Consider the following 23,019-nt stretch of genomic DNA (forward strand, 5'->3'; position numbering starts at 1 on the left):
AATGAAACGGATTTTATACTTGCATGCTGGTGCAGAAATGTATGGAGCAGATAAGGTTTTATTGGAATTGATCAAAGGATTGGATTCCAAAGAATTTGAAGCTCACGTCATCTTGCCAAATGACGGTGTTTTAGTCGAGGCTTTGCGCCAAGTTGGAGCTAAGGTCAGCGTGTTGGATTATCCGATTTTACGTAGAAAATACTTTAATCCTAAAGGCATTGCTGACTATATTCGCTCTTATAATTTCTATGCTAAGCAAATCGCCCTCTATGCTCGAGAACACAGTATAGATATGGTTCACAATAATACAGCGGCTGTTTTGGAGGGCATCTATTTGAAACGCAAGCTCAAGCTGCCTTTGATTTGGCATGTTCATGAGATTATCGTCAAACCCAAAGCTATTTCTGACTTTATCAATATGCTCATGGGACGATATGCAGACAAGATTGTGACGGTGTCCCAAGCGGTCGCTAATCATATCAAGCAGTCTCCTTTTATCAAAGATAGCCAAGTGGAAGTGATTTATAACGGTGTCGATAATACTGTCTATTATCCAATGGATGCGTCTTCTATTCGTGAAAAATTTGACATTGCGCAAGATGCACTTGTAATTGGCATGATTGGTCGGGTCAATGCTATCAAAGGACAAAATGATTTCATAGAAGCAGTCGAGCCACTTTTGGAAAAGAATGAGCAAGCGGTGGCTTTCCTAGCTGGTGGTGTTTTTCCTGGTGAAGAATGGCGCTTAGAAGAACTAGATAAGAGAATAGCTTCTTCATCTGTTGTGTCACAAATTCATCGTATTGATTACTACGATAAGACTTCTGAACTTTATAATATGTTTGATATCTTTGTCTTACCAAGTATAAAACCTGATTCCCTACCTACAGTAGTCCTAGAAGCCATGGCTTGTTCAAAACCAGTTGTTGGTTATAACAATGGGGGAATAGCTGAAATGGTAGTAGATGACAAAAGTGGTTGCTTAGTCAAACCAAATCGTCCTCAAGAACTTTCTAATGCCATTTCTCTCTTACTAGATAGTTCTGAAAAAAGAGAAAAATTTGGGCGAGTAGGATATCAGAGACAAAAAGAGCTGTTTTCTTTGGAGAGTTACATCAAGAACTTCTCGGAGTTGTATAAAACAGATAGAAAAGATTAGTTATGAATAAAATAGATTTTGTTGTGACTTGGGTTGATGGGAATGATCCTGTGTGGCAAGAAAAAAAATCAAGCTATGATGACTCGGTTAATACTTCTAAACAGAGTATGAATTCAGTCAAGGCTTACCGAGAATGGGGGACCTTTAAATATTGGTTTAGAGGAATTGAAAAATTTGCTCCTTGGGTCAATAAGGTCTACCTCGTGACCGATCAGCAAAAGCCAAGCTGGTTAGATATAAATAGTGAAAAATTGGTGTTGGTAGATCATACAGAGATTATCTGTAATGACTACCTGCCAGTTTTTTCTGCCAATCCTATCGAAAGTAACATCCATCGAATCCCTGGTCTCTCAGAGCATTTTGTTTTTTTTAATGACGATATGTATTTGACAGCTCCAGTCGAGCCGACAGATTTTTTCTCAGAGGATGGTTTACCCAAATATAATACGGCTCTTTCACCGATTATTCCTGAGCGATATGGAACGGGGAATTTTCAGATAAATGACATGGAGATTGTCACTAGCTATTTCAGTCGAAATGAAATTTTGAAGAATGGCCAATTCTTTGATCCAAAGCAGGGATTAAAAAGTATCGTTAAGTCGCTACTATACAGAAATAGTCAGTTTATCTGTGGTTTCTGGGAGAGTCATCTGCCCTATCCTCTACTAAGATCAACGATGAACTTGGTATGGGAAAAGGAAAAAGCTGTCTTGGAAAGAACCTCGGCTAGTCGCTTTAGAAATCCTTCTGATACCAATGTTTGGCTCTTTAAGTATTGGCAGATCGCCAGTGGTAAATACGCTATCGGAAATCCTAAGTTAGGAGGACTCTTTTCTTTGGATAATGCCGGACCAGATTTTTGGAAGATACTAAATTCTGGCAAATACCAAATTATGTGTATCAATGATGGATTTAACATTCAAGACGAGGAGCAGGTGATGACAGACTTTATCAAGGCTATGGATCAACTGCTTCCAGATAGAAGCTCATTTGAGATTTAAACTGTAAAACTAAGTAAGAGAAAGAAAAGAAAATATGATTTCGGTAATTGTGCCTGTTTATAATGTGGAGGACTACCTTCATTATGCCATGGAGAGTTTGGAACATCAGACTTACAAGGATATGGAAGTCCTCTTGATTGATGACGGCTCGAGTGATGGCTCAGGACCCTTATGTGACCAGTATGCCCAGCAATATGATTGGGTGACTAGCTACCACAAGGTCAATGGTGGTTTATCTGATGCTCGCAACTATGGGGTCTTGAAAGCCAAGGGTGACTGGATCACCTTCCTAGATCCGGACGACTATTTGGAACCTTGCGCCTTGGAATTGCTAGCAGAGCTACAAGGTCGTACCCAAGCAGATATGGTTAGTGGTAAAGTAGAGCCAACAGCTCACTATCATCGTTTTCAAAATTTTCACTTGGATCAGCTTGATTTAGACCAAGTTAAGGTTTATGACAAGGGAAAGGCTCTGACTGAGATGCTCTACGGAGACCTTGTAACAGTCTCTGCTTGTGGGAAACTCTATCGGAAAGAACTTCTTGAGAAAGCTCCCTTCCCCAAGGGGCGCATCTACGAAGACCTCTATGTCATCAGTGAGCATCTCAATCAAGCTCAATCCGTGGCTTTGTACCATCTTCCGATTTACCATTATTACCATAGACCTGGTAGCATTACTGCCTCGGCTTTCACACCAAAACAATACGAGTTTTACGAAGCAATCGATCATTTAAAAGAGGTTGTGAATGCAACCTATCCTGAGAGTTCAGAACTCCAAGAAGCCATTATTTCTCGCTTCTTTACAGGAAGTCTTCTTATCTTTACGATGATTCATGATGGAAATCCAGCAGAGTTTAAGCGACTTCAGGAGAAGATGAGGCCATATTTGCCTCTTGTTTTGAAGAATGCTAGAGTTAGTAAGAAACGTAAGATTCTCTATGTTTTGATTAGTAGGTATCCGCGGCTCTATTATCAATTTAAAAAGTTAAAAAAATCCTAAGTAAGAGTTAGGGATGAAAGAAGAAAAGGAAAAAGAAAATGTTAAAGTTAGAACGTGATAAATTGCTAATTGCAGCAGTTTTAATAGTGGTTGTCTCCATAGATATGATCAATACGTCTATGTTAGCGCCTGTTTTACCTAATATTCCTAATGTAGTTCCTTTTTTTGCGGTCCTGTTACTTGCTATGCGATTTGCTTATATTCATCACTACTCTATAAGCTATCTCATCTTTGCACCAATTCTTCTTTTTGCTGGGGGCATGGTTTACTATAAGACTGGGAACCTTAATGCATTGATGTATATGTCTCTGCTTGTCTTTCTTTACAAGGCTGAGATGGAAAGTGTACTTAAAATATACTCTGTTGTAGCCTTGTTTTTTATTGTATTGATAGTGCTCTTGGCCGTGATTGGTGCTATTCCAAACTTGCAATTTGTCCAATCACGATCTGCGGGAGTCGTTGTTCGAAATTCATTTGGCTTTATTTATCCAACTGATTTTGCTTCTCACTGTTTTTATCTATATACAGCTATATCGTATATCTTTAGAAAGAAATTCATTATTTTACGGACTGCCTTAGGATTTGGTCTGGCTTATTTCATTATTCGATATTGCGATGCGAGGCTTAATGCCGCTTCTATTACTGTAATGGCGCTCATTTTTCTGTACTTTTATTTCCGAAATGATAAACAGCGACGGCTTTTTGCTTTACTTCCTTTATCGGCTGGTATAGCGTCTTCAATAATGATTTATCTCTCTTCTAAATTTACCTGGTCTCATCCAATGTATGTGGCTCTAAACAATTTTTTTAGTATGAGATTACACCTAGGACATGAGGCACTAAAAAAATATGCAGTGCAGTGGTTTGGGATTCGGGGCATATCATTTGTCGGTTATGGGGGGCGTACAGAATCCGTTTTGAGCTACGACTATGTAGACTCTTCCTACGTTCAGATGCTCTTTACCTATGGGATGATTCCAGTTCTCTTATTGGTCGTGTTATACATAGTTAGGTCTTGGTCACTTTATCGCAAAAAGAATTATTTGCTATTGACGGCCTTATCCTTAATAGCAGTCAACTGTATGTTTGAGGCCTTCTGGGTTCGCCCGTCTTATAATATTTTTATGTTTACTCTATTTGCAACCTTGCCAGTTATTGAATTTGAATCGAAGAAATCTACAACGAGGAACTCCTTGTGAAAGTATTAAAAAATTATTTATATAATCTTTCTTATCAGCTGTTAGTAATCGTTTTACCAGTCATTACTACACCCTATATTACTCGGGTTTTCTCATCCAATGACTTAGGTTCCTATGGGTACTACAACTCAATAGTAACTTACTTTATACTCTTAGCGACACTTGGGGTGGCCAATTATGGGACCAAGGAGATTTCAGGACATCGAAACAATGTTCAGAAAACCTTCTGGGGCATTTACAGTTTACAAGTCCTTTCAACCTGTTTAGCGGTTACGCTTTATATAGTTGTCTGCTTGCTTGTGCCGTCGATGAACAATCCAATTGCCTATATACTTGGCTTTAGTTTGCTGTCTCGTGGTTTTGATATTTCTTGGCTTTTTCAAGGGTTAGAAGATTTCAAAAAAATCACAGCTCGTAACACAATGGTCAAACTTCTAGGTGTTGTTTCGATATTCCTATTTGTTAAGAAACCATCCGACTTGTACTTGTATATCATCCTCTTGGTTGCCTATGATCTACTAGGTCAGTTGAGTATGTGGCTTCCTGCTAGGGAGCACATTCGCAAGCCGCATTTGGATATAGCCTATGCCAAAGAGCATATCAAACCAGTCATTCTCTTGTTTCTGCCACAGATTGCCATTTCGCTCTACATCACGCTAGATCGCACTATGTTAGGTGCCTTGTCTTCGACCAAGGATGTCGGGATCTATGATCAAGCCTTGAAATTATTGAATATTTTGTTGACTTTGGTAACGTCGCTTGGTAGTGTTATGTTGCCTCGGGTCTCTAATCTCCTCTCATCAGGTAATCAAAAGGCGGTTAACAAGTTACATGAAATGTCTTTCTTAGTGTATAACTTGGTTATCTTCCCGATGATTGCGGGGATTTTAATTGTTAACAAAGATTTTGTTAATTTTTTCCTAGGGCAAGACTTCCAAGATGCTCGCTATGCGATTGCCATCATGGTCTTTAGAATGTTCTTTATCGGCTGGACCAATATAATGGGAATTCAAATCTTGATTCCTCACAATAAGAATCGTGAATTTATGCTGTCAACAACTATTCCAGCTATTTTCAGTGTAGGCTTGAATCTCCTCTTAATCCCGCCTCTGGGCTATATTGGGGCGTCGATCGTATCTGTTGCGACTGAAGGTTTGGTCTGGCTCATCCAACTCTACTTTACACGTTCGTATCTAAAAGAGGTCAAGATTCTACCATCCATGCTAAAAATACTTCTAGCAGCACTACTGATGTACGGCGCCCTGTATTCTGCACAAGCTTTCATGCACTTCTCGTCTGTTGTGAATGTCTTGATCTATGCTGTACTTGGTTTCCTAGTCTATGGTGGCTTGATTTTGCTCTTACGTGTCTTGGATTTTCAAGAACTAAAAAGTGTTTTAAAGAAATAAGGAGATTTTATGTACGATTATTTGATTGTCGGTGCTGGCTTGTCAGGTGCAATCTTTGCCTACGAAGCTAACAAACGTGGCAAGAAGGTGAAGGTGATTGATAAACGAGAACACATTGGTGGGAATATCTATTGCCAATCTGTTGAAGGAATCAATGTCCACAAGTATGGAGCTCACATCTTCCATACATCCAATAAAGAGGTCTGGGATTATGTCAATCAGTTTGCAGAGTTTAACAATTACATCAATTCTCCTATTGCCAACTATCAAGGACATCTTTACAATCTGCCTTTTAACATGAATACTTTCTATGCTTTGTGGGGGACAAAGACACCCCAAGAAGTCAAGGACAAGATTGCTGAGCAGACGACACACATGCAAGATGTTGAGCCTAAAAACTTAGAGGAACAAGCCATTAAGTTGATTGGTACGGATGTCTATGAAAAGCTAATCAAGGGCTACACCGAAAAGCAATGGGGGCGTTCTGCTACTGAACTACCACCCTTTATCATCAAGCGTTTACCAGTTCGATTGACTTATGACAATAATTATTTCAACGACCGTTACCAAGGGATTCCAATTGGTGGTTACAATGTCATCATCGAAAAGTTGTTGGAAGGAATCGAAGTAGAGCTCAATACAGATTTCTTTGCTGATCGTGAGAACTTGGAGGCTTCAGCAACTAAGATTGTCTTCACAGGAATGATTGATCAGTTCTTTGACTATAAGTTTGGTGAACTAGAGTATCGCAGTCTTCGTTTTGAGCATGAGATTCTGGACCAAGAAAATTATCAAGGAAATGCTGTAGTCAACTATACTGAACGTGATATTCCCTATACGCGAATCATCGAACACAAACATTTTGAGTTTGGGACTCAAGCCAAGACCGTTATTACTCGTGAATATCCAGCAGATTGGAAAAGAGGAGATGAACCTTACTATCCAATCAATGATGCCAAAAACAATGCAATTTATGAGCAGTATCTAGCAGAAGCTGAGAAAAATGGGCGCGTTATTTTCTGTGGGCGCTTGGCAGATTATAAATACTATGATATGCATGTAACTGTTGAACGTGCATTGGATGTGGTAGAAGAAGAACTAGGGAGTATCTAAGAACATCACGGATAAAGGGGAGAAAAGGTGAAATATTATCTGAAGGATTCATTTCTGCATAATGCACACGAAAAGAATGCAGGGAGTAAGGCACGAAATGACGTGGAAGCTATTCTAATCTCAGAGGGTTATGAGGGGTTGGAGCTCAAGGTTGAGAATTGGTATAAGATGAATTTCTTTAAAGCTCAACAACACAAATATCGTGCGACCAAGTCTGTGTTTGATCAGTTGGGAGCCGGAGATGAATTGGTGATCCAGTTCCCTATTATCCACCATACATTTTTCATCTCACAACTCATTAAGCAGGCGCAAAAAAGAGGAGCAAAATTCTATCTTTTGATCCATGATATTGAAACCTTGCGTCATGCAGCAGGTTCGGAAGTGAAATTCCGTCATAAAGTGCGCAATTACTTCCAGGAAAAGAAAGCCTTGATGTCAGTGGATGGCATTATCGTTCATAATGATATCATGAAGAAAGTTTTGGTAGAACAGGGCGTGCCAGCAGATAAAATGGTTAGCTTGGAAATTTTTGACTACTTGATTCCTAACTTTGAGGTGCAAGTTGTTCCTCAAAAAAATCAACCTATTATTGTAGCTGGAAATTTGAACCCTGCAAAGTCAGGTTATCTTTATAACTTGCCAGATCAGCCAGCCTATAACTTGTATGGAGTGGGCTATGATGAAAGTCGTGCATTGAAAAACACCACCTACTTTGGTTCCTTTATGCCGGATGACCTCCCAGCTGCTCTTGAAGGTAGTTTTGGTTTGGTCTGGGACGGAGACAGCTCAGAAACCTGCCAAGGTTCTTACGGGAACTACCTACGTTTTAACAACTCGCACAAGGCCTCTCTCTACTTAGCTTCAGGTTTTCCCCTAATAGTCTGGAAAGAGTCGGCTCTCGCACATTTTGTTCTGGATAAACAGTGTGGTCTAGCAGTTGATTCTCTACACGACCTCCAAAAAGTACTAGATGATTTGACACTTCAAGACTACAAGGAACTTTCAGAACAAGCTAGGAAAGTTGGAGCCGCTCTTCGAGATGGAGCCTATTTAAAAGCTGCCTTATCCAAATTGAAGTAAATTCCTTAGGGAATTTGGGATAAAATGAAATATAATATAGGATAGGTAATTAGCCAGAAAGGAAGCCTATTATGAAAGGTATTATTCTTGCGGGTGGTTCAGGTACCCGACTGTACCCACTTACTCGAGCTGCATCAAAACAGCTGATGCCAGTTTATGATAAACCCATGATTTATTATCCTTTGTCAACCTTGATGTTGGCTGGGATTAAGGACATTTTGATCATCTCAACACCACAGGATTTGCCCCGTTTTAAGGATCTGCTCTTGGATGGTTCCGAATTTGGAATCAAGCTTTCCTATGCGGAACAGCCTAGTCCCGACGGACTTGCTCAGGCTTTTCTTATCGGTGAAGAATTTATCGGCGACGATAGTGTTGCCTTGATTTTAGGCGATAATATCTATCATGGGCCTGGTTTGAGCAAAATGCTTCAAAAGGCAGCCAAGAAAGAGAAGGGCGCGACTGTTTTTGGCTACCAAGTGAAGGATCCAGAGCGTTTTGGTGTGGTCGAGTTTGATAAAGACATGAATGCTATTTCCATAGAAGAAAAACCGGAGAATCCTCGCTCTAACTATGCAGTGACAGGTCTTTATTTCTATGACAATGATGTTGTGGAGATTGCCAAACAGATCAAACCAAGCGCACGTGGTGAGTTGGAAATCACAGATGTCAATAATGCTTATTTGAAGCGTGGGGATTTGTCAGTTGAAGTTATGGGGCGTGGTTTTGCCTGGTTGGATACAGGGACGCATGAGAGTCTGTTAGAAGCGTCCCAATATATCGAAACGGTTCAACGAATGCAAAATCTTCAGGTTGCCAACCTGGAAGAAATTGCCTACCGAATGGGCTATATCAGCCGCGAAGATGTGCTGAAGTTGGCGCAACCTCTCAAGAAGAATGAATACGGGCAATACCTGCTCCGTTTGATTGGAGAAATCTAGATGACAGATAATTTTTTCGGCAAAACACTTGCAGTGCACAAGGTTGATGCCATTCCAGGTTTGTTAGAGTTCGACATTCCAGTTCATGGTGACAATCGTGGCTGGTTTAAGGAAAATTTTCAGAAAGAAAAGATGCTACCGCTTGGTTTTCCTGAAAGCTTCTTTGCTGAAGGAAAACTGCAAAACAACGTCAGCTTTTCTCGCAAAAATGTTCTTCGAGGCCTCCATGCTGAACCTTGGGACAAGTACATCTCAGTAGCAGATGGTGGCAAGGTTCTGGGTTCATGGGTTGACCTACGTGAAGGTGAGACTTTTGGAAATGTTTATCAGACCGAGATTGATGCAAGTAAGGGAATCTTTGTCCCTCGTGGCGTAGCCAATGGTTTCCAAGTACTCTCGGATACAGTTTCTTATAGCTATCTGGTCAATGACTACTGGGCACTTGAGCTCAAGCCGAAATACGCTTTTGTCAACTATGCAGACCCAGCCTTGGGCATCCAGTGGGAAAACATAGCAGAAGCAGAAGTTTCGGAAGCAGATAAACATCATCCACTGCTTAAGGATGTCAAACCACTAAGAAAAGAAGATTTGTAAAAAAGTTAAGGAATAAAAATGACTGAATACAAAAATATCATCGTGACAGGTGGGGCTGGTTTTATTGGTTCTAACTTTGTTCACTATGTTTACAATAACTTTCCAGATGTTCATGTGACAGTGCTGGACAAGCTGACTTATGCAGGTAATCGTGCCAATATTGAAGAAATTTTAGGTGATCGTGTTGAGTTGGTTGTTGGAGATATTGCAGATGCAGCCTTGGTCGATAAGCTAGCTGCTCAAGCAGATGCCATCGTTCACTATGCGGCAGAAAGCCATAATGACAACTCGCTTAATGATCCGAGCCCCTTTATCCATACCAACTTCATCGGGACTTACACTCTTTTGGAAGCAGCTCGTAAATACGACCTTCGTTTCCACCATGTGTCGACTGACGAAGTCTATGGGGATCTGCCTCTGCGTGAAGATTTGCCAGGTCATGGAGAAGGTCCAGGTGAGAAATTTACGGCTGAAACTAAGTACAATCCAAGCTCGCCTTACTCATCAACAAAGGCAGCCTCAGACTTGATTGTCAAAGCTTGGGTGCGTTCATTTGGTGTCAAAGCGACGATTTCTAACTGTTCAAACAACTATGGTCCTTACCAGCACATCGAGAAGTTCATTCCGCGTCAAATCACCAATATCTTGAGTGGTATCAAGCCAAAACTCTATGGTGAAGGTAAAAACGTTCGTGACTGGATTCACACCAATGACCATTCATCAGGTGTTTGGACAATTTTGACAAAGGGTCAAATTGGCGAAACTTACTTGATTGGTGCGGATGGTGAGAAGAATAATAAAGAAGTGCTGGAACTCATCCTCAAGGAGATGGGGCAACCAGCTGATGCTTATGACCATGTGACGGACCGAGCTGGTCACGACCTTCGCTATGCTATAGACGCTAGCAAGCTCCGTGATGAACTAGGGTGGAAGCCAGAGTTTACCAATTTTGAAGCAGGACTCAAAGAGACCATCAAATGGTATACAGACAACCCAGACTGGTGGAAATCTGAAAAAGAAGCGGTAGAGGCTAACTATGCTAAAACGCAACAAGTGATTAAGTAATCAGAAACTAAAAAGCAAGAGACCATGAGGTCTCTTGCTTTTTATATGTATGTCGTAATCTTTTATTTTCTTACTTCTTGTTTATAAAACTCTTTAAGGGCATCTTGCCAGGTTGGAATGACGAAACCTGTCGCCTTTGCTTTGGTCAAACTCATGGTTGAGTTGAGGGGACGTTTGGCCTTGGCAGGAAACTTACTAGAGTCTACTGGGATCACTTCGACATCACTGTCCTTAAGAATCTCGACAGCGAAGTCATACCAAGTGGTATCTTCAGTGGAGTCATTTGATAAGTGGTAGTAGCCATACTCTTTTTGATTATCAGTCAAGTAGGTCATGAACTCAGCCAAGGTACGTGTCCAGGTTGGGCGACCGTGTTGGTCGTTGACAACAGTGAGAGTTTTATGGGTTTTTGCAAGATTTTGCATGGTAAAGACAAAGTTTTTGCCATAATTTCCAAAGACCCAAGCAGTCCGGATAATGTAATGCTGTGACGTAAGATTTTCAACGAGTTCTTCACCCATTCGCTTGGTACGTCCGTACTCTGTTTGCGGATCAGGTAGGTCATCAACTTCCCACTCTTGTCCAACGGGTTTCTTTCCATCAAAGACATAGTCTGTTGAGATATAGACCAGAGTAGCTCCGTATTTCTCAGAGGCCTTGGCTACATTTTCAGTTCCAGTTACGTTGATGGCAAAATCCAGTTCTTTTCCCTCATCTTCTGCCGCATCAACAGCAGTATAAGCTGCACAATGATAGACTAGAGTTGGATTAACTTCGGTAAAGACTTTTTCAACCATTTCAGCATTAGTGATATCCATTTCGGCCACATCAACTGCAACATAGTCCACATTTCGTTCATCTAGTAAATAACGTAGTTCAGTACCGAGTTGACCATTTGCACCTGTAATTAATATCATTGTCTTCTCCTTAACTTTTCTTCTATCTAATCATAGCAAAAAAATGATAAAAAATCTGATTTTCGGTCCTTGTTTTGCTGGTTTAAGATATAAAAATATAGTATTAGAGAATCATAATTTTATGATAGAAAACTTATTTTTCAGAATTTACCAAATTAATTCAAAAATTCTGAAAATTATATTGACATGTTTCTGAAAAGGGACTATAATGGGGTGAAAGTTTTAAAGGAGAAAACAATGAAAAGTTCAAAACTACTTGCCCTTGCGGGTGTGACGTTATTGGCAGCAGCGACTCTTGCGGCCTGCTCTGGATCAAGTTCAAATGCTAAAGGTGAGAAAACATTCTCATACATTTACGAAACGGATCCTGATAACCTAAACTATTTGACAACTGGTAAGGCAGCTACAGCAAATATTACTAGTAACGTTATCGATGGCTTGCTTGAAAATGACCGCTATGGTAACTTTGTACCGTCTATGGCTGAGGATTGGTCTGTATCTAAGGATGGCTTGACTTACACGTATACACTCCGAAAGGATGCAAAGTGGTATACATCTGAAGGTGAGGAGTATGCAGAAGTTAAAGCTCAAGACTTTGTAACTGGTCTTAAGTATGCTGCTGATAAGAAATCAGATGGTCTTTACCTGGTTCAGGAATCTATCAAGGGATTGGATGCCTATGTCAAAGGAGAAATTACAGATTTTTCTCAAGTAGGAATCAAAGCTCTTGATGATTATACCGTTCAATACACATTGAACAAGCCAGAAAGTTTCTGGAATTCTAAGACAACAATGGGTGTTCTGGCTCCTGTTAATGAAGAATTTTTGAGCTCTAAAGGGGATGACTTTGCTAAAGGTACGGACCCAAGCAGTATTCTCTATAATGGACCATTCTTACTCAAATCAATCGTAGCCAAATCATCAGTCGAGTTCGAAAAGAATCCAAACTATTGGGATAAAGACAATGTTCATCTTGACAAAGTGAAATTATCCTTCTGGGATGGTCAAGATACTAATAAGCCAACTGAAGCTTTCAAAGACGGTAGCTATACAATGGCTCGCCTCTTCCCAACAAGTGCTAGTTACTCAGAGACTGAAAAAACATTCAAAGACAATATCGTTTATACACAACAAGATTCTACTACTTATTTAGTAGGTACGAATATCGATCGCCAGTCTTATAAGTACACTTCTAAGACAACAGATGAGGAAAAAGCATCAACCAAGAAGGCCCTTTTGAATAAGGACTTCCGTCAAGCTATTGCATTTGGTTTTGATAGAACAGCCTACGCTTCTCAAGTAAATGGTGCAAGTGGAGCTACTAAACTGCTTCGTAACTTATTTGTTCCTCCTACATTTGTACAGGCAGATGGGAAAAACTTTGGGGAATTAGTTAAGGAAAAATTGGTGACCTATGGAGATGAGTGGAGTAACGTAAACTTGGATGATGCCCAAGATGGACTCTACAATCCTGACAAAGCCAAAGCAGAATTCGCTAAAGCTAAGGCGACCCTTCAAGCGGAAGGTGTGAAATTCCCAATCCACTTGGATATGCCTGTAGATCAAACAAATACAACAAAAGTTCAACGTGTTCAATCTTTTAAACAGTCAGTTGAAGAAAATCTAGGATCAGATAATGTGGTTATCGACATCCAACAGCTCCAAAAAGATGATGTTCAAAACATTACCTACTTCGCTGAAACTGCGGCTGGAGAAGACTGGGATATCTCAGATAATGTGGGTTGGTCTCCAGACTATATCGATCCATCTACTTATCTTGATATTATCAAGCCTTCTGTAGGAGAAAATACGAAAACATATCTAGGATTTGATTCTGGGACAAACAACGCTGCGGCTAAGCAAGTTGGTTTAGAAGATTACGAAAAAATGGTTGTGGAAGCTGGTGAAGAAACCACTGATGTTTCAAAACGTTATGAGAAATATGCTGCTGCCCAAGCTTGGTTGACAGACAGTGCCTTGCTCATTCCAACAACTTCTCAAACTGGTCGTCCAATGTTGTCTAAGATGGTACCATTTACACTTCCATTTGCATACTCTGGTAACAAGGGTATGAGTGAAGCCCTTTTGTACAAATATCTAGAAGTACAAGATAAGGCAGTGACAACAGACGAATACCAAAAAGCTCAAGAAAAATGGTTGAAAGAAAAAGAAGAGTCAAATAAAAAGGCCCAAGAAGATCTCGCAAACCATGTGAAATAACTTTAAAAAAGTAAAGGATTTAGCCATCGACATGATGATTAAGTCCTTTTTGCCTAAATTATTTTTCTAATTTTATCTCCATGATATCTGTAATAGGTTTATTTAGTATAGATATTACAGAATTTTTTAATATTGAAAACACTCATAAAATTTTAAATACGTTATTTACCTCAAATTTATCAGTAAATGAAATCATATAAAATAACTAAAAGAACTTAGAATGCCTTGAAAAAGTAATAAAAAGTCGCTTTCAATTTGCAAGAAGCGCCCGTCTGAAAAAGTGGTAAATGATTAATTTTATATTTTATTTAATATACTCTTAGTGAACTGCACCCCAAAAATTAGATAGCAAAAATCTAACTTTTGGGGTGTTTTATTATGAAATTGAGTTTTGAAGATAAAGTTCAAATCTATGAACTAAGAAAACAAGAACAAAGATTTAGACATCTTTTAAAAAAATTTGGTGAGGATGCTTCTTGTCTAAGGTACATGGTGAAATTAATTGACTATTATGGAATATAAATCGTCAAAAAAGAAAGGACGAATTTCATCCTTTCTAGATCTAGCTTTTCTTCAACCCACTACAGTTGACAAAGAGCCTTTTTATTTGTATGAATGTCAAAAAGAGAGAACAATATTTGTTCTCTCTTGATGTGTGTTATTCAATCTTTACTACAATTGACAATAAAACAAGTTTTAGTAAATGATTAGACTTGTATTAGAGTTTAGTCTAGACAAGAATATATAACTTTATCATCGAAATTTAAAATTCTTCTTAATGGTTGTACATCTTATTTTAACCAAAAATCATCTAGTTTTTCTTAACAAAGAAGAAGATTTTAGTAATAATTAATGATATGGGCTTTAACCCCACAGTAGATTATGGTTAGATCAGTGATAACACCGTGCTTAAGAGTGCTTGCAATACTTTTAAACTGGGTTTAACTACTGTCTTCGTGGTTGTACTTGGGGTGTTTGATTTTGCACATTAGTTCTTGGGTTTAGTTGTTGAGTATTGTTCTCGCTCGCACCCGAATTTGGAGTTGTTGTACTTGATTGTGTACTAGAAGTCTCTGAAGTTGAGCTAGAGCTTTCAGTTGTCGGACTTTCAGTTGTCGGGCTTTCAGGTGTTTGACTTTGCTGAGGAGCAGGAGTAGTCCACGCAGGACGTGCACCTTTTTTAAAGACGAATTCTCCACCTCTGTAGAGTCCTTCTGGCATAGTCCAGTCGCCAGGATGATCATCTTCAGATAGATAAGTCATCATCGAACGGTAAACCTTAGCAGCAACATAGAAGCCATCACCAACAATAGGAGTCAGGCGGTTCGAGTAACCAGTCCAAACGGCCATTGAATATTTACGAGTATAGCCAACGAACATTTCGTCTGGAGCTACATAACCTGTGTTCTTGACGTAGTTTTCAATCTCATCATCTGTGTAGTTTGATGTACCAGTTTTACCAGCTTGTGGCAACCATGGGAGGTAGGCTCCTCGACCAGTTCCATATGCTAGGACAGTTTTCATCATATCCGTCATCATATAGGCTGTTGTCTCTTTCATGGCACGAGTACCAGGATCAGAGAATTCTTTTGAACTGCCATCACTGAAGACAATTTTGTTGATATACATCGGCTTGCGGTAGATACCACCGTTAGCAAAAGCTGCGTAAGCAGCAGCCATCTTTTCGCTACTTGCTCCATACTTTTTGTTAGATTCAGCTGTATTACTTGAAATGGCATTTGCATAGTGCATATCTGGATAGTCAATACCAAGTCCATTTAGGAAGGTTTTGGCTCTGTCTAAACCAACTTTATTCAAGGTTTCTACGGCTGTAACGTTCCGTGATTGTTGGAGCGCATATTGGATGGTGATATTTCCAAAATAACTTCTATCCCAGTTGTAAACAGGGGTATCTGTTCCAGGATAGTTGTAAGGAACATCATGTACAATCGAAGCAGTTGAATCGTAGATGTCATACTCTAAGGCAGGAGCATAGTCTGTGATTGGCTTCATGGTAGAACCCCAGTCACGGTTGGTTTCAACAGCTTGGTTGATTCCGAAGGAAACATTGCTTGATTGGTGACGAGAACCTAACTGAGCAATAACTTTCCCGTTTGTCACATCCACAATCGTTGAAGCTACTTGCATTTCATCATCTGGATAGTTGACATACTCGTCGGTATTGTAGATATCCCAGAGATGTTGTTGAACTTTAGGATCAACGTTGGTGTAGACATCCATACCAGTCGTTAAGAGGTTGTAGCCTGTTTCTTGTTCGACTTGATCGATTACCTCTTTGAGATAGTTGTCCATGTATGGAGGATAACTATTAGCCGATTTTAGACTTTGAAGTCCGTCTGTAATCGGAGTATTAATCGCTTTTTCATATTGCTCAGCTGAAATGTAACCTTGCCCCTTCATCTCAGAGAGGACGAGATTACGACGTTCTTGAGCAGCTTCTGGATGCGAGTAAGGGTCATACTGGTTTGGAGCTTGAGGCATACCAGCAAGGAGAGCTAATTGAGGAATGCTTAGATCTTTGAGGTCCTTTCCATAGTAACTTTGGGCAGCTGTCTGCATTCCGTAGTTACCGTTTGACATATAAACCTTGTTGATGTAGTAGGTCAAGATCTCTTGTTTAGTCGCTTTCTGTTCTAGCTGAACGGCTAGCCAAGCTTCCTGGGCCTTACGAGAAAGGGTTTGATCAGAAGTTGACGTAGAGAAATAGGTTAACTTGATCAACTGCTGCGTCAAGGTTGAAGCTCCTTGCAGGCCTCCACCACCACGAAGGTTTCGGAGGGTAGCACCTAGGATACGGATCGTGTCGATTCCTCGGTGATTAAAGAAGCGATGGTCCTCAATCGAAACAATAGCGTTGACCAAATCGGTCGGTATTTCGTTTGCTTGGGCATTGACCCGACGTTCCGATCCAAGATCAGCGATAAGCTCGTCATTGCTATCATAGATCTTACTTGACGTTGTAGCAACTAGTTTACTTTCAGAAAGTTCTGGAGCCTTGCTAACATAGTAGAGGAAGAGACCTCCACCAAGCATTACAGCTGCGATAAATACAGTTAAGAGACTGATGCTGACATACTTAGCTATTCGCAGAAAAGTTTGTTTGTTCATCTTGTTTTACCACCTAGTAAATGTTCTTTGATAATGTCGAGATAGGGAATTTGAGGAAAGGCACCCGGCTCAATCCTATATCCATTTTCTCGAATATATCCAAGTGGCATTGACTTCTGTCCCTTATCTTGATGATAGAAACGGATGAGGTCAATAGCCGGCAATAAGTAGGTTTCTTGCTGAGAAGAAAAGTGAAGGAGTACAAAGCAGATTCCTTGCTGGGCAAGGACTTGTTCCATATGCTGGATCTGATGGAGATGAAAATTCTTCATCGGTATCGCATGTTTTTGCCTGGTTTCCTTTGCTTCAAAGTCGATGTAGTATCCATCATAAACCCCTGAATAGTCAGTAGTTGAGGCCTGTCTAAAGTAGGCTTCAACAATCTTGGCACGACTTCGTTGGGGATAATCGACACGTACGATTTGGATGGGAGTCGGTTTTTTGTGGATAACAGCCAGCCCATGCGACAAGTAGTAGTCGTTCGTAGCATTGATCATCTTTTCAAAAGACATCCCCCGATTTGCGAAATTTTTAGTTTTTGAAAGGGATGGTTGTCTTTTTTGTGATGAAATTTTATGTGGATAGTTGACCATAATTCTCCTTATTGGTACAATAACATCACTCTATTATACCATAAAAGTATACAGAAAGGATGAAAAAATGCATACAGCCTTGATTTCAGGCTATTCTGCCTTCGACCTTGGTCTCTTTAATGACAAGGATATTCGCGTTGATATTATCAAAACAGCCATTCGGAGAGACCTGGAACGTCTAGCAGAGGATGGGGTGACCTGGCTTGTCTTTACAGGGACTTTGGGCTTTGAGTACTGGGCACTTCAGGTGGCGAAAGACATGAAAACAGACTATGGATTTCAGCTGGCGACCATTTTTGATTTTGAAACCCATGGCAGTAATTGGAATGAAGCAAATCAAGCGAAATTGAGTGAGTTCAAGCAGGTTGATTTTGTCAAATACGCCTATCCACAATATGAGCACAAGGGACAATTACGCGATTATCAAATATTTCTGCTGGAAAATACAGATACTTGTTACCTTTTTTACGACGAAGAAAACGAAACCAAGTTACGATATTTTTACCAAATGATGAAAAATCAAGCGGACTATGTTACAAGAAGATTAACATTTGAGGACTTGAATGAAATAGTAGAAAATTTTTCTGAAAAGTAAGCCTTTGACCTTGATTTTTACTTGTCTTTTTTTATATAATAATACTAGTAACCCAGAATGGAGAGAGACATGGCAAGTATTATATTTTCAGCGAAAGATATTTTTGAACAAGACTTCGGACGTGAAGTTCGTGGATACAGCAAAGCAGAGGTAGATGAATTCCTAGACGATGTGATTAAGGATTATGAAACCTACGCAGCTTTGGTCAAATCCCTTCGTCAAGAGATTGCTGATTTGAAAGAAGAATTATCTCATAAACCACAGGTAGCGCCAACTCAACCAGACTCTATTGAGGTAACAGCTTCTACTTCAATGACAAACTTTGATATCTTGAAACGATTGAATAGACTTGAAAAAGAAGTATTTGGTAAGCAAATCTTAGACAACCAAGATTTATAATTGACTAAGGAATGAGTGCAATTTTTGGATAATCGCGTGAAGAGGTTCTCTTTTCATGAGGAAAGTCCATGCTAGCACAGGCTGTGATGCCTGTAGTGTTTGTGCTAGGCGAATCCATAAGCCTAGGGACGAGAAATCGTTACGGCAGTCGAAATGGCTAAGTCTTCGGATAGGTCAGAATAGGCTTGAAAGTGCCACAGTGACGGAGTCTTTCTGGAAACAGAGAGAGTGGAACGCGGTAAACCCCTCAAGCTAGCAACCCAAATTTTGGTCGGGGCATGGAGTGCACGGAAACGAACGTAGTACTCTGACTGCTAGCAGATTTATGCTGTTAGCGGTAGACAGATGATTATCGAAGGAAGTGGTCCTAGTCACTTCTGGAACAAAACATGGCTTATAGAAAATTGCATATAGGTTGGGGCTGAGAAATCTTTCTCAACCTCATTTTTTAAAGTGAACAAGAGAAAGGTCTTGCAAGACTAGAAATGAAAGAACAATTTAATTTAATCGCAACTGCTGCGGCGGGTCTTGAGGCTGTCGTTGGACGTGAGGTGCGAGACCTTGGTTATGATTGCCAGGTTGAAAATGGGCGTGTCCGCTTTCAAGGAGATGTGAAGGCAATCATCGAGACCAACCTTTGGCTTCGCGCAGCGGATCGCATCAAGATTGTAGTCGGAAGTTTTCCTGCTAAGACTTTTGAAGAGCTTTTTCAAGGTGTTTTTGCTCTAGATTGGGAAAACTATCTCCCGCTAGGAGCACGTTTCCCGATATCAAAGGCAAAATGTGTGAAGTCTAAACTTCATAACGAGCCTAGTGTTCAGGCTATTTCCAAGAAGGCTGTTGTGAAGAAATTACAAAAACACTATGCCCGCCCAGAAGGAGTTCCCTTGATGGAAACGGGTCCCGAGTTTAAGATTGAGGTATCTATCCTGAAAGATGTGGCAACTGTCATGATTGACACGACAGGATCCAGTCTCTTTAAACGTGGTTATCGTACGGAAAAGGGTGGAGCGCCAATCAAGGAAAATATGGCAGCGGCCATTTTACAACTATCTAATTGGTATCCAGACAAGCCCTTGATTGATCCGACCTGTGGTTCAGGAACTTTCTGTATCGAGGCGGCTATGATTGCTAGAAAGATGGCTCCAGGACTTCGCCGTTCCTTTGCTTTTGAAGAATGGAACTGGGTCAGCGATCGGTTAATCCAAGAAGTTCGCACAGAGGCGGCTAAGAAAATTGATCGTGAACTTGAGCTGGACATTATGGGCTGTGATATTGATGCTCGCATGGTGGAGATTGCCAAGGCAAATGCCCAAGCAGCAGGCGTCGCAGGTGATATCACCTTTAAGCAAATGCGGGTACAGGACTTGCGCACTGACAAGATTAATGGCGTTATCATTTCCAATCCACCATATGGGGAACGTTTGTCTGATGATGCAGGAGTTACCAAGCTCTATGCTGAGATGGGACAAGTCTTTGCACCACTGAAAACGTGGAGTAAATTTATCCTGACGAGTGACGAAGCTTTTGAAAGCAAGTACGGAAGTCCAGCTGATAAAAAGCGAAAACTGTATAATGGGACCTTAAAAGTGGATTTGTATCAATACTTTGGTCAGCGTGTCAAACGCCAAGAGGTAAAATAGAAAGGTGAACTCATGAGTAAGAAAAGACGTGATCGTCATAAAAAAGGACATCAAGAACCACAATTCGACTTTGACGAAGCAAAAGACTTGACTGTTGGTCAAGTCATTCGTAAGAATGAAGAGGTTGAAGCAGGAGTATTGCCAGAGGACAGTATCCTAGACAAATACATCAAACAGCACCGTGAAGAAATCGAAGCCGACAAGTTTGAAACTCGTCAGTTTAAAAAAGAAGAGCCAGCTTCTACTCAAAACCTAGAGGAAATGATCCAAGAAGTTCGTGAATCAAGTGAACCTTCTGATCAGGTAGACGATTCAGACGTGGTTGCTGAAGAATCTATTGAAGAGATAGAAAATGAAGAGACTACTCAGTTTGTTCCACCGCTTCAAGATGAAGAAAGTGCTGAAATAGAGCCTCTCGTTTTAACAGAAACAGAGCCTAAGGAAATAAATGAGGAACAAGAAGAGGAGACCTATACACCTCTATCACGTTCGGCTCAAACAGAACCTGAAACAGGCTCTAAGAAGAAAGGTGTCATCATCATTGCTTCAGTAGTCGCTGCAATTCTTGTTCTTGCTGGAACATATTATGTCTATCGTCAAGTGTCTCGTTCAAACCAAGAGATCCAGTCTTCTCAAGCAGCCTCTTCGGATGATCAAGGGACACAAACAGCTTTGAAAGACTTCAATGATCTCTATGATACTTTCTATACAGATGCTAATAAGACAGCTCTGAAAAACAGCCAGTTTGATAAATTGAGCCAATTGAAAACCTTGCTAGATAAGTTAGAAGGTAGCCGTGATTATACACTAGCTAAGTCAAGATATGATAGCCTAGCAACTCAAATCAAGGCCATTCAAGATGTTAATGCCCTCTTTGAAAGCCCAGCAATCACTGACGGTGTCTTGGATACCAATGCGAAAGCCAAAGCGGATGCTAAATTTACAGAAATCAAGACAGGGAACACAGAACTAGACAAACTCTTGGATAAGGCCATTAGTCTTGGTAAGAGCCAACAAACCAGTGCTTCCAGCTCAAGTTCAAGCTCTAGCACGAGTCAAGCAAGCTCAAGCTCAGCTACAGAAAGCAATGCAAGCAGTACGACCCCTTCAACAAGCACTACGGCACCGGCTAGAGACACGAATGGTGGTTTGTCTGGCGATGGGGTTAATCTTCAAAGAAGTGCTAGTCGTGTACCTTACAACCAATCAGCTGTAGACGATAGCAACAACCCTGCTTGGACCTTTGCGGATGGTGTATTGGAACAAGTCCTAGCAACATCACGTGCTCGTGGCTATATCACTGGAAATCAATACATCCTAGAACGTGTCAATATCGTAAACGGAAATGGTTATTACAACCTCTATAAACCGGATGGAACCTATCTCTTCACCCTCAACTGTAAGACGGGTTACTTTGTAGGGAATGGTTCTGGTCACGCTGATGACTTGGACTACTAGGACTCCGTTACAAAATTCTTTCCTTTCATAGGTAAAAATGATAAAATAAAACATATTAAACAAGAGGAGTGTCACATGACAAAAGCTAACTTTGGTGTCGTTGGTATGGCCGTAATGGGTCGTAACCTTGCCCTAAATATCGAATCTCGTGGTTATACAGTTGCCATTTACAACCGTAGTAAAGAAAAAACAGAAGACGTAATTGCTTGCCATCCTGAAAAGAACTTTGTGCCAAGCTATGACGTTGAAAGCTTTGTAAACTCAATCGAAAAACCTCGTCGTATCATGCTGATGGTTCAAGCTGGACCTGGTACAGACGCAACCATCCAAGCCCTTCTTCCCCACCTTGACAAGGGTGATATCTTGATTGATGGAGGAAACACTTTCTACAAAGATACCATCCGTCGTAATGAAGAACTAGCAAACTCAGGTATCAACTTTATCGGAACTGGAGTTTCTGGTGGTGAAAAAGGTGCCCTTGAAGGTCCGTCTATCATGCCTGGAGGACAAAAAGAAGCCTATGAATTGGTTGCGGATGTTCTCGAAGAAATCTCAGCTAAAGCACCAGAAGATGGCAAACCATGTGTGACTTACATCGGTCCTGATGGAGCTGGTCACTATGTGAAGATGGTCCACAACGGTATCGAGTATGGTGACATGCAATTGATCGCAGAAAGCTATGACTTGATGCAACACTTGCTTGGCCTTTCTGCAGAAGACATGGCTGAAATCTTTACTGAGTGGAACAAGGGAGAGTTGGACAGCTACTTAATCGAAATCACAGCTGATATCTTGAGCCGTAAAGACGATGAAGGTCAAGATGGACCAATCGTAGACTACATCCTGGATGCTGCAGGAAACAAAGGAACTGGTAAATGGACTAGCCAATCAGCTCTTGACCTTGGTGTGCCATTGTCACTGATTACGGAGTCAGTATTTGCTCGCTACATCTCTACATACAAAGAAGAGCGTGTACATGCTAGCAAGGTCCTTCCAAAACCAGCTACTTTCAAATTTGAAGGAGACAAGGCTGAGTTGATTGAAAAGATCCGTCAAGCCCTTTACTTCTCAAAAATTATCTCTTACGCACAAGGTTTCGCACAATTGCGTGTAGCTTCTAAAGAAAATAACTGGAACTTGCCATTTGCGGACATCGCATCTATCTGGCGTGATGGCTGTATCATCCGTTCTCGTTTCTTGCAAAAGATCACAGATGCTTACAACCGCGATGCTGATCTTGCAAACCTTCTCTTGGATGAGTACTTCTTGGATGTTACTGCTAAGTACCAACAAGCAGTGCGTGATATCGTAGCTCTTGCTGTTCAAGCTGGTGTACCAGTGCCAACCTTCTCAGCAGCTATTACTTACTTTGATAGCTACCGTTCAGCTGACCTTCCTGCTAACTTGATCCAAGCGCAACGTGACTACTTTGGTGCCCACACTTACCAACGTAAAGACAAAGAAGGAACATTCCACTACTCTTGGTATGACGAAAAATAAGTAG

Annotated in this window: 19 protein-coding genes and 1 other RNA gene; 17 read left to right on the forward strand and 3 right to left on the reverse strand. The window is 40.6% G+C overall.

The genetic code is table 11. The features are described 5' to 3' along the window. Window position 1: 1 nt before the first annotated feature. From ACT17O_RS02310 to rfbB, 10 genes are all read left to right on the forward strand, one after another. Window positions 2-1,159 carry a glycosyltransferase family 4 protein gene (locus ACT17O_RS02310; RefSeq protein ID WP_084937264.1) on the forward strand — a complete coding sequence of 386 codons (1,158 nt, stop codon included), beginning with the start codon at window positions 2-4 and terminating at the stop codon, window positions 1,157-1,159. Window positions 1,160-1,161: 2 nt separating this feature from the next. Next, entirely contained in the window at window positions 1,162-2,160 is a 999-nt protein-coding gene (locus ACT17O_RS02315; protein ID WP_444817654.1) for a Stealth CR1 domain-containing protein, read from the forward strand. A 34-nt stretch (window positions 2,161-2,194) separates the two neighbouring features. Beyond that, window positions 2,195-3,160 (forward strand): glycosyltransferase family 2 protein, encoded by a 966-nt coding sequence (locus tag ACT17O_RS02320; protein WP_444817655.1) that lies wholly within the window; start codon window positions 2,195-2,197, stop codon window positions 3,158-3,160. A gap of 38 nt (window positions 3,161-3,198) precedes the next feature. After that, window positions 3,199-4,359 (forward strand): polysaccharide polymerase, encoded by a 1,161-nt coding sequence (locus tag ACT17O_RS02325; protein WP_444817656.1) that lies wholly within the window; start codon window positions 3,199-3,201, stop codon window positions 4,357-4,359. After that, the gene (locus tag ACT17O_RS02330; protein WP_444817657.1) at window positions 4,356-5,768 is read left to right on the forward strand and encodes a flippase; all 1,413 of its coding nucleotides are present in this window, start codon (window positions 4,356-4,358) and stop codon (window positions 5,766-5,768) included. Before ACT17O_RS02325 ends, ACT17O_RS02330 begins: the two co-directional genes overlap by 4 nt. A gap of 9 nt (window positions 5,769-5,777) precedes the next feature. Beyond that, window positions 5,778-6,881, forward strand: a complete 1,104-nt coding sequence (glf, locus tag ACT17O_RS02335; RefSeq protein ID WP_215804345.1) for a UDP-galactopyranose mutase — start codon at window positions 5,778-5,780, stop codon at window positions 6,879-6,881. Window positions 6,882-6,908: 27 nt separating this feature from the next. Next, entirely contained in the window at window positions 6,909-7,961 is a 1,053-nt protein-coding gene (locus ACT17O_RS02340; RefSeq protein ID WP_444817658.1) for a galactofuranosyltransferase, read from the forward strand. Between the two features lie 71 nt (window positions 7,962-8,032). Next, window positions 8,033-8,902 carry a glucose-1-phosphate thymidylyltransferase RfbA gene (rfbA, locus tag ACT17O_RS02345; RefSeq protein ID WP_247920572.1) on the forward strand — a complete coding sequence of 290 codons (870 nt, stop codon included), beginning with the start codon at window positions 8,033-8,035 and terminating at the stop codon, window positions 8,900-8,902. After that, window positions 8,903-9,496: a dTDP-4-dehydrorhamnose 3,5-epimerase family protein gene (locus tag ACT17O_RS02350; protein WP_268703521.1), complete on the forward strand. Its 594-nt coding sequence runs from the start codon at window positions 8,903-8,905 to the stop codon at window positions 9,494-9,496. It begins immediately after the preceding gene. An 18-nt stretch (window positions 9,497-9,514) separates the two neighbouring features. Beyond that, complete coding sequence (gene rfbB / locus ACT17O_RS02355) at window positions 9,515-10,561, forward strand: dTDP-glucose 4,6-dehydratase (RefSeq protein ID WP_268703522.1); 1,047 nt, start codon at window positions 9,515-9,517, stop codon at window positions 10,559-10,561. A gap of 62 nt (window positions 10,562-10,623) precedes the next feature. On the opposite strand, the gene rfbD is transcribed toward rfbB, so the two are convergent. Next, window positions 10,624-11,478, reverse strand: a complete 855-nt coding sequence (gene rfbD, locus ACT17O_RS02360) for a dTDP-4-dehydrorhamnose reductase (protein ID WP_444817659.1) — start codon at window positions 11,476-11,478, stop codon at window positions 10,624-10,626. Window positions 11,479-11,715: 237 nt separating this feature from the next. Between rfbD and ACT17O_RS02365 the strand changes: the two genes are divergently transcribed. Continuing rightward, window positions 11,716-13,698, forward strand: a complete 1,983-nt coding sequence (locus tag ACT17O_RS02365; RefSeq protein WP_444817660.1) for a peptide ABC transporter substrate-binding protein — start codon at window positions 11,716-11,718, stop codon at window positions 13,696-13,698. Between the two features lie 945 nt (window positions 13,699-14,643). On the opposite strand, the gene pbp1a is transcribed toward ACT17O_RS02365, so the two are convergent. Further along, the gene (gene pbp1a / locus ACT17O_RS02370) at window positions 14,644-16,827 is read right to left on the reverse strand and encodes a penicillin-binding protein PBP1A (RefSeq protein ID WP_444817661.1); all 2,184 of its coding nucleotides are present in this window, start codon (window positions 16,825-16,827) and stop codon (window positions 14,644-14,646) included. Next, window positions 16,824-17,420 (reverse strand): Holliday junction resolvase RecU, encoded by a 597-nt coding sequence (recU, locus tag ACT17O_RS02375; RefSeq protein WP_045593166.1) that lies wholly within the window; start codon window positions 17,418-17,420, stop codon window positions 16,824-16,826. Before recU ends, pbp1a begins: the two co-directional genes overlap by 4 nt. 67 nt (window positions 17,421-17,487) lie before the next feature. On the opposite strand from recU, the gene ACT17O_RS02380 reads away from it, so the two are divergent. The 6 genes from ACT17O_RS02380 (at window position 17,488) to gndA (ending at window position 23,015) form a co-directional block, all read left to right on the forward strand. Continuing rightward, window positions 17,488-18,015 carry a DUF1273 domain-containing protein gene (locus ACT17O_RS02380; protein WP_444817662.1) on the forward strand — a complete coding sequence of 176 codons (528 nt, stop codon included), beginning with the start codon at window positions 17,488-17,490 and terminating at the stop codon, window positions 18,013-18,015. 69 nt (window positions 18,016-18,084) lie between these two features. Further along, on the forward strand, window positions 18,085-18,414 hold the full coding sequence (gene gpsB / locus ACT17O_RS02385; protein WP_033630347.1) for a cell division regulator GpsB: 330 nt from the start codon (window positions 18,085-18,087) through the stop codon (window positions 18,412-18,414). Window positions 18,415-18,434: 20 nt separating this feature from the next. Further along, an RNA gene (gene rnpB, locus ACT17O_RS02390) (RNase P RNA component class B) lies at window positions 18,435-18,816 on the forward strand. Between the two features lie 83 nt (window positions 18,817-18,899). Continuing rightward, on the forward strand, window positions 18,900-20,057 hold the full coding sequence (locus tag ACT17O_RS02395) for a THUMP domain-containing class I SAM-dependent RNA methyltransferase (RefSeq protein WP_000662905.1): 1,158 nt from the start codon (window positions 18,900-18,902) through the stop codon (window positions 20,055-20,057). A 12-nt stretch (window positions 20,058-20,069) separates the two neighbouring features. Further along, window positions 20,070-21,515 (forward strand): cell division site-positioning protein MapZ, encoded by a 1,446-nt coding sequence (gene mapZ, locus ACT17O_RS02400; RefSeq protein WP_139658928.1) that lies wholly within the window; start codon window positions 20,070-20,072, stop codon window positions 21,513-21,515. A gap of 75 nt (window positions 21,516-21,590) precedes the next feature. Next, the gene (gndA, locus tag ACT17O_RS02405; RefSeq protein ID WP_061587344.1) at window positions 21,591-23,015 is read left to right on the forward strand and encodes an NADP-dependent phosphogluconate dehydrogenase; all 1,425 of its coding nucleotides are present in this window, start codon (window positions 21,591-21,593) and stop codon (window positions 23,013-23,015) included. Window positions 23,016-23,019: the final 4 nt, after the last annotated feature.

The sequence above is a fragment of the Streptococcus sp. HJ1 genome, from assembly GCF_052399005.1.
GTDB lineage: Bacteria > Bacillota > Bacilli > Lactobacillales > Streptococcaceae > Streptococcus.

Excerpts from the sequence above, each read along its gene's own strand:
- ACT17O_RS02380 (WP_444817662.1), top strand. The coding sequence starts at position 17,488 with ATGCATACAGCCTTGATTTCAGGCTATTCTGCCTTCGACCTTGGTCTC.
- rfbB (WP_268703522.1), top strand. The coding sequence starts at position 9,515 with ATGACTGAATACAAAAATATCATCGTGACAGGTGGGGCTGGTTTTATT.
- mapZ (WP_139658928.1), top strand. The coding sequence starts at position 20,070 with ATGAGTAAGAAAAGACGTGATCGTCATAAAAAAGGACATCAAGAACCA.
- ACT17O_RS02320 (WP_444817655.1), top strand. The coding sequence starts at position 2,195 with ATGATTTCGGTAATTGTGCCTGTTTATAATGTGGAGGACTACCTTCAT.
- ACT17O_RS02310 (WP_084937264.1), top strand. The coding sequence starts at position 2 with ATGAAACGGATTTTATACTTGCATGCTGGTGCAGAAATGTATGGAGCA.
- ACT17O_RS02365 (WP_444817660.1), top strand. The coding sequence starts at position 11,716 with ATGAAAAGTTCAAAACTACTTGCCCTTGCGGGTGTGACGTTATTGGCA.
- ACT17O_RS02350 (WP_268703521.1), top strand. The coding sequence starts at position 8,903 with ATGACAGATAATTTTTTCGGCAAAACACTTGCAGTGCACAAGGTTGAT.
- glf (WP_215804345.1), top strand. The coding sequence starts at position 5,778 with ATGTACGATTATTTGATTGTCGGTGCTGGCTTGTCAGGTGCAATCTTT.
- ACT17O_RS02315 (WP_444817654.1), top strand. The coding sequence starts at position 1,162 with ATGAATAAAATAGATTTTGTTGTGACTTGGGTTGATGGGAATGATCCT.
- rfbA (WP_247920572.1), top strand. The coding sequence starts at position 8,033 with ATGAAAGGTATTATTCTTGCGGGTGGTTCAGGTACCCGACTGTACCCA.
- gndA (WP_061587344.1), top strand. The coding sequence starts at position 21,591 with ATGACAAAAGCTAACTTTGGTGTCGTTGGTATGGCCGTAATGGGTCGT.
- pbp1a (WP_444817661.1), bottom strand. The coding sequence starts at position 16,827 with ATGAACAAACAAACTTTTCTGCGAATAGCTAAGTATGTCAGCATCAGT.
- recU (WP_045593166.1), bottom strand. The coding sequence starts at position 17,420 with ATGGTCAACTATCCACATAAAATTTCATCACAAAAAAGACAACCATCC.
- ACT17O_RS02395 (WP_000662905.1), top strand. The coding sequence starts at position 18,900 with ATGAAAGAACAATTTAATTTAATCGCAACTGCTGCGGCGGGTCTTGAG.
- gpsB (WP_033630347.1), top strand. The coding sequence starts at position 18,085 with ATGGCAAGTATTATATTTTCAGCGAAAGATATTTTTGAACAAGACTTC.
- rfbD (WP_444817659.1), bottom strand. The coding sequence starts at position 11,478 with ATGATATTAATTACAGGTGCAAATGGTCAACTCGGTACTGAACTACGT.
- ACT17O_RS02325 (WP_444817656.1), top strand. The coding sequence starts at position 3,199 with ATGTTAAAGTTAGAACGTGATAAATTGCTAATTGCAGCAGTTTTAATA.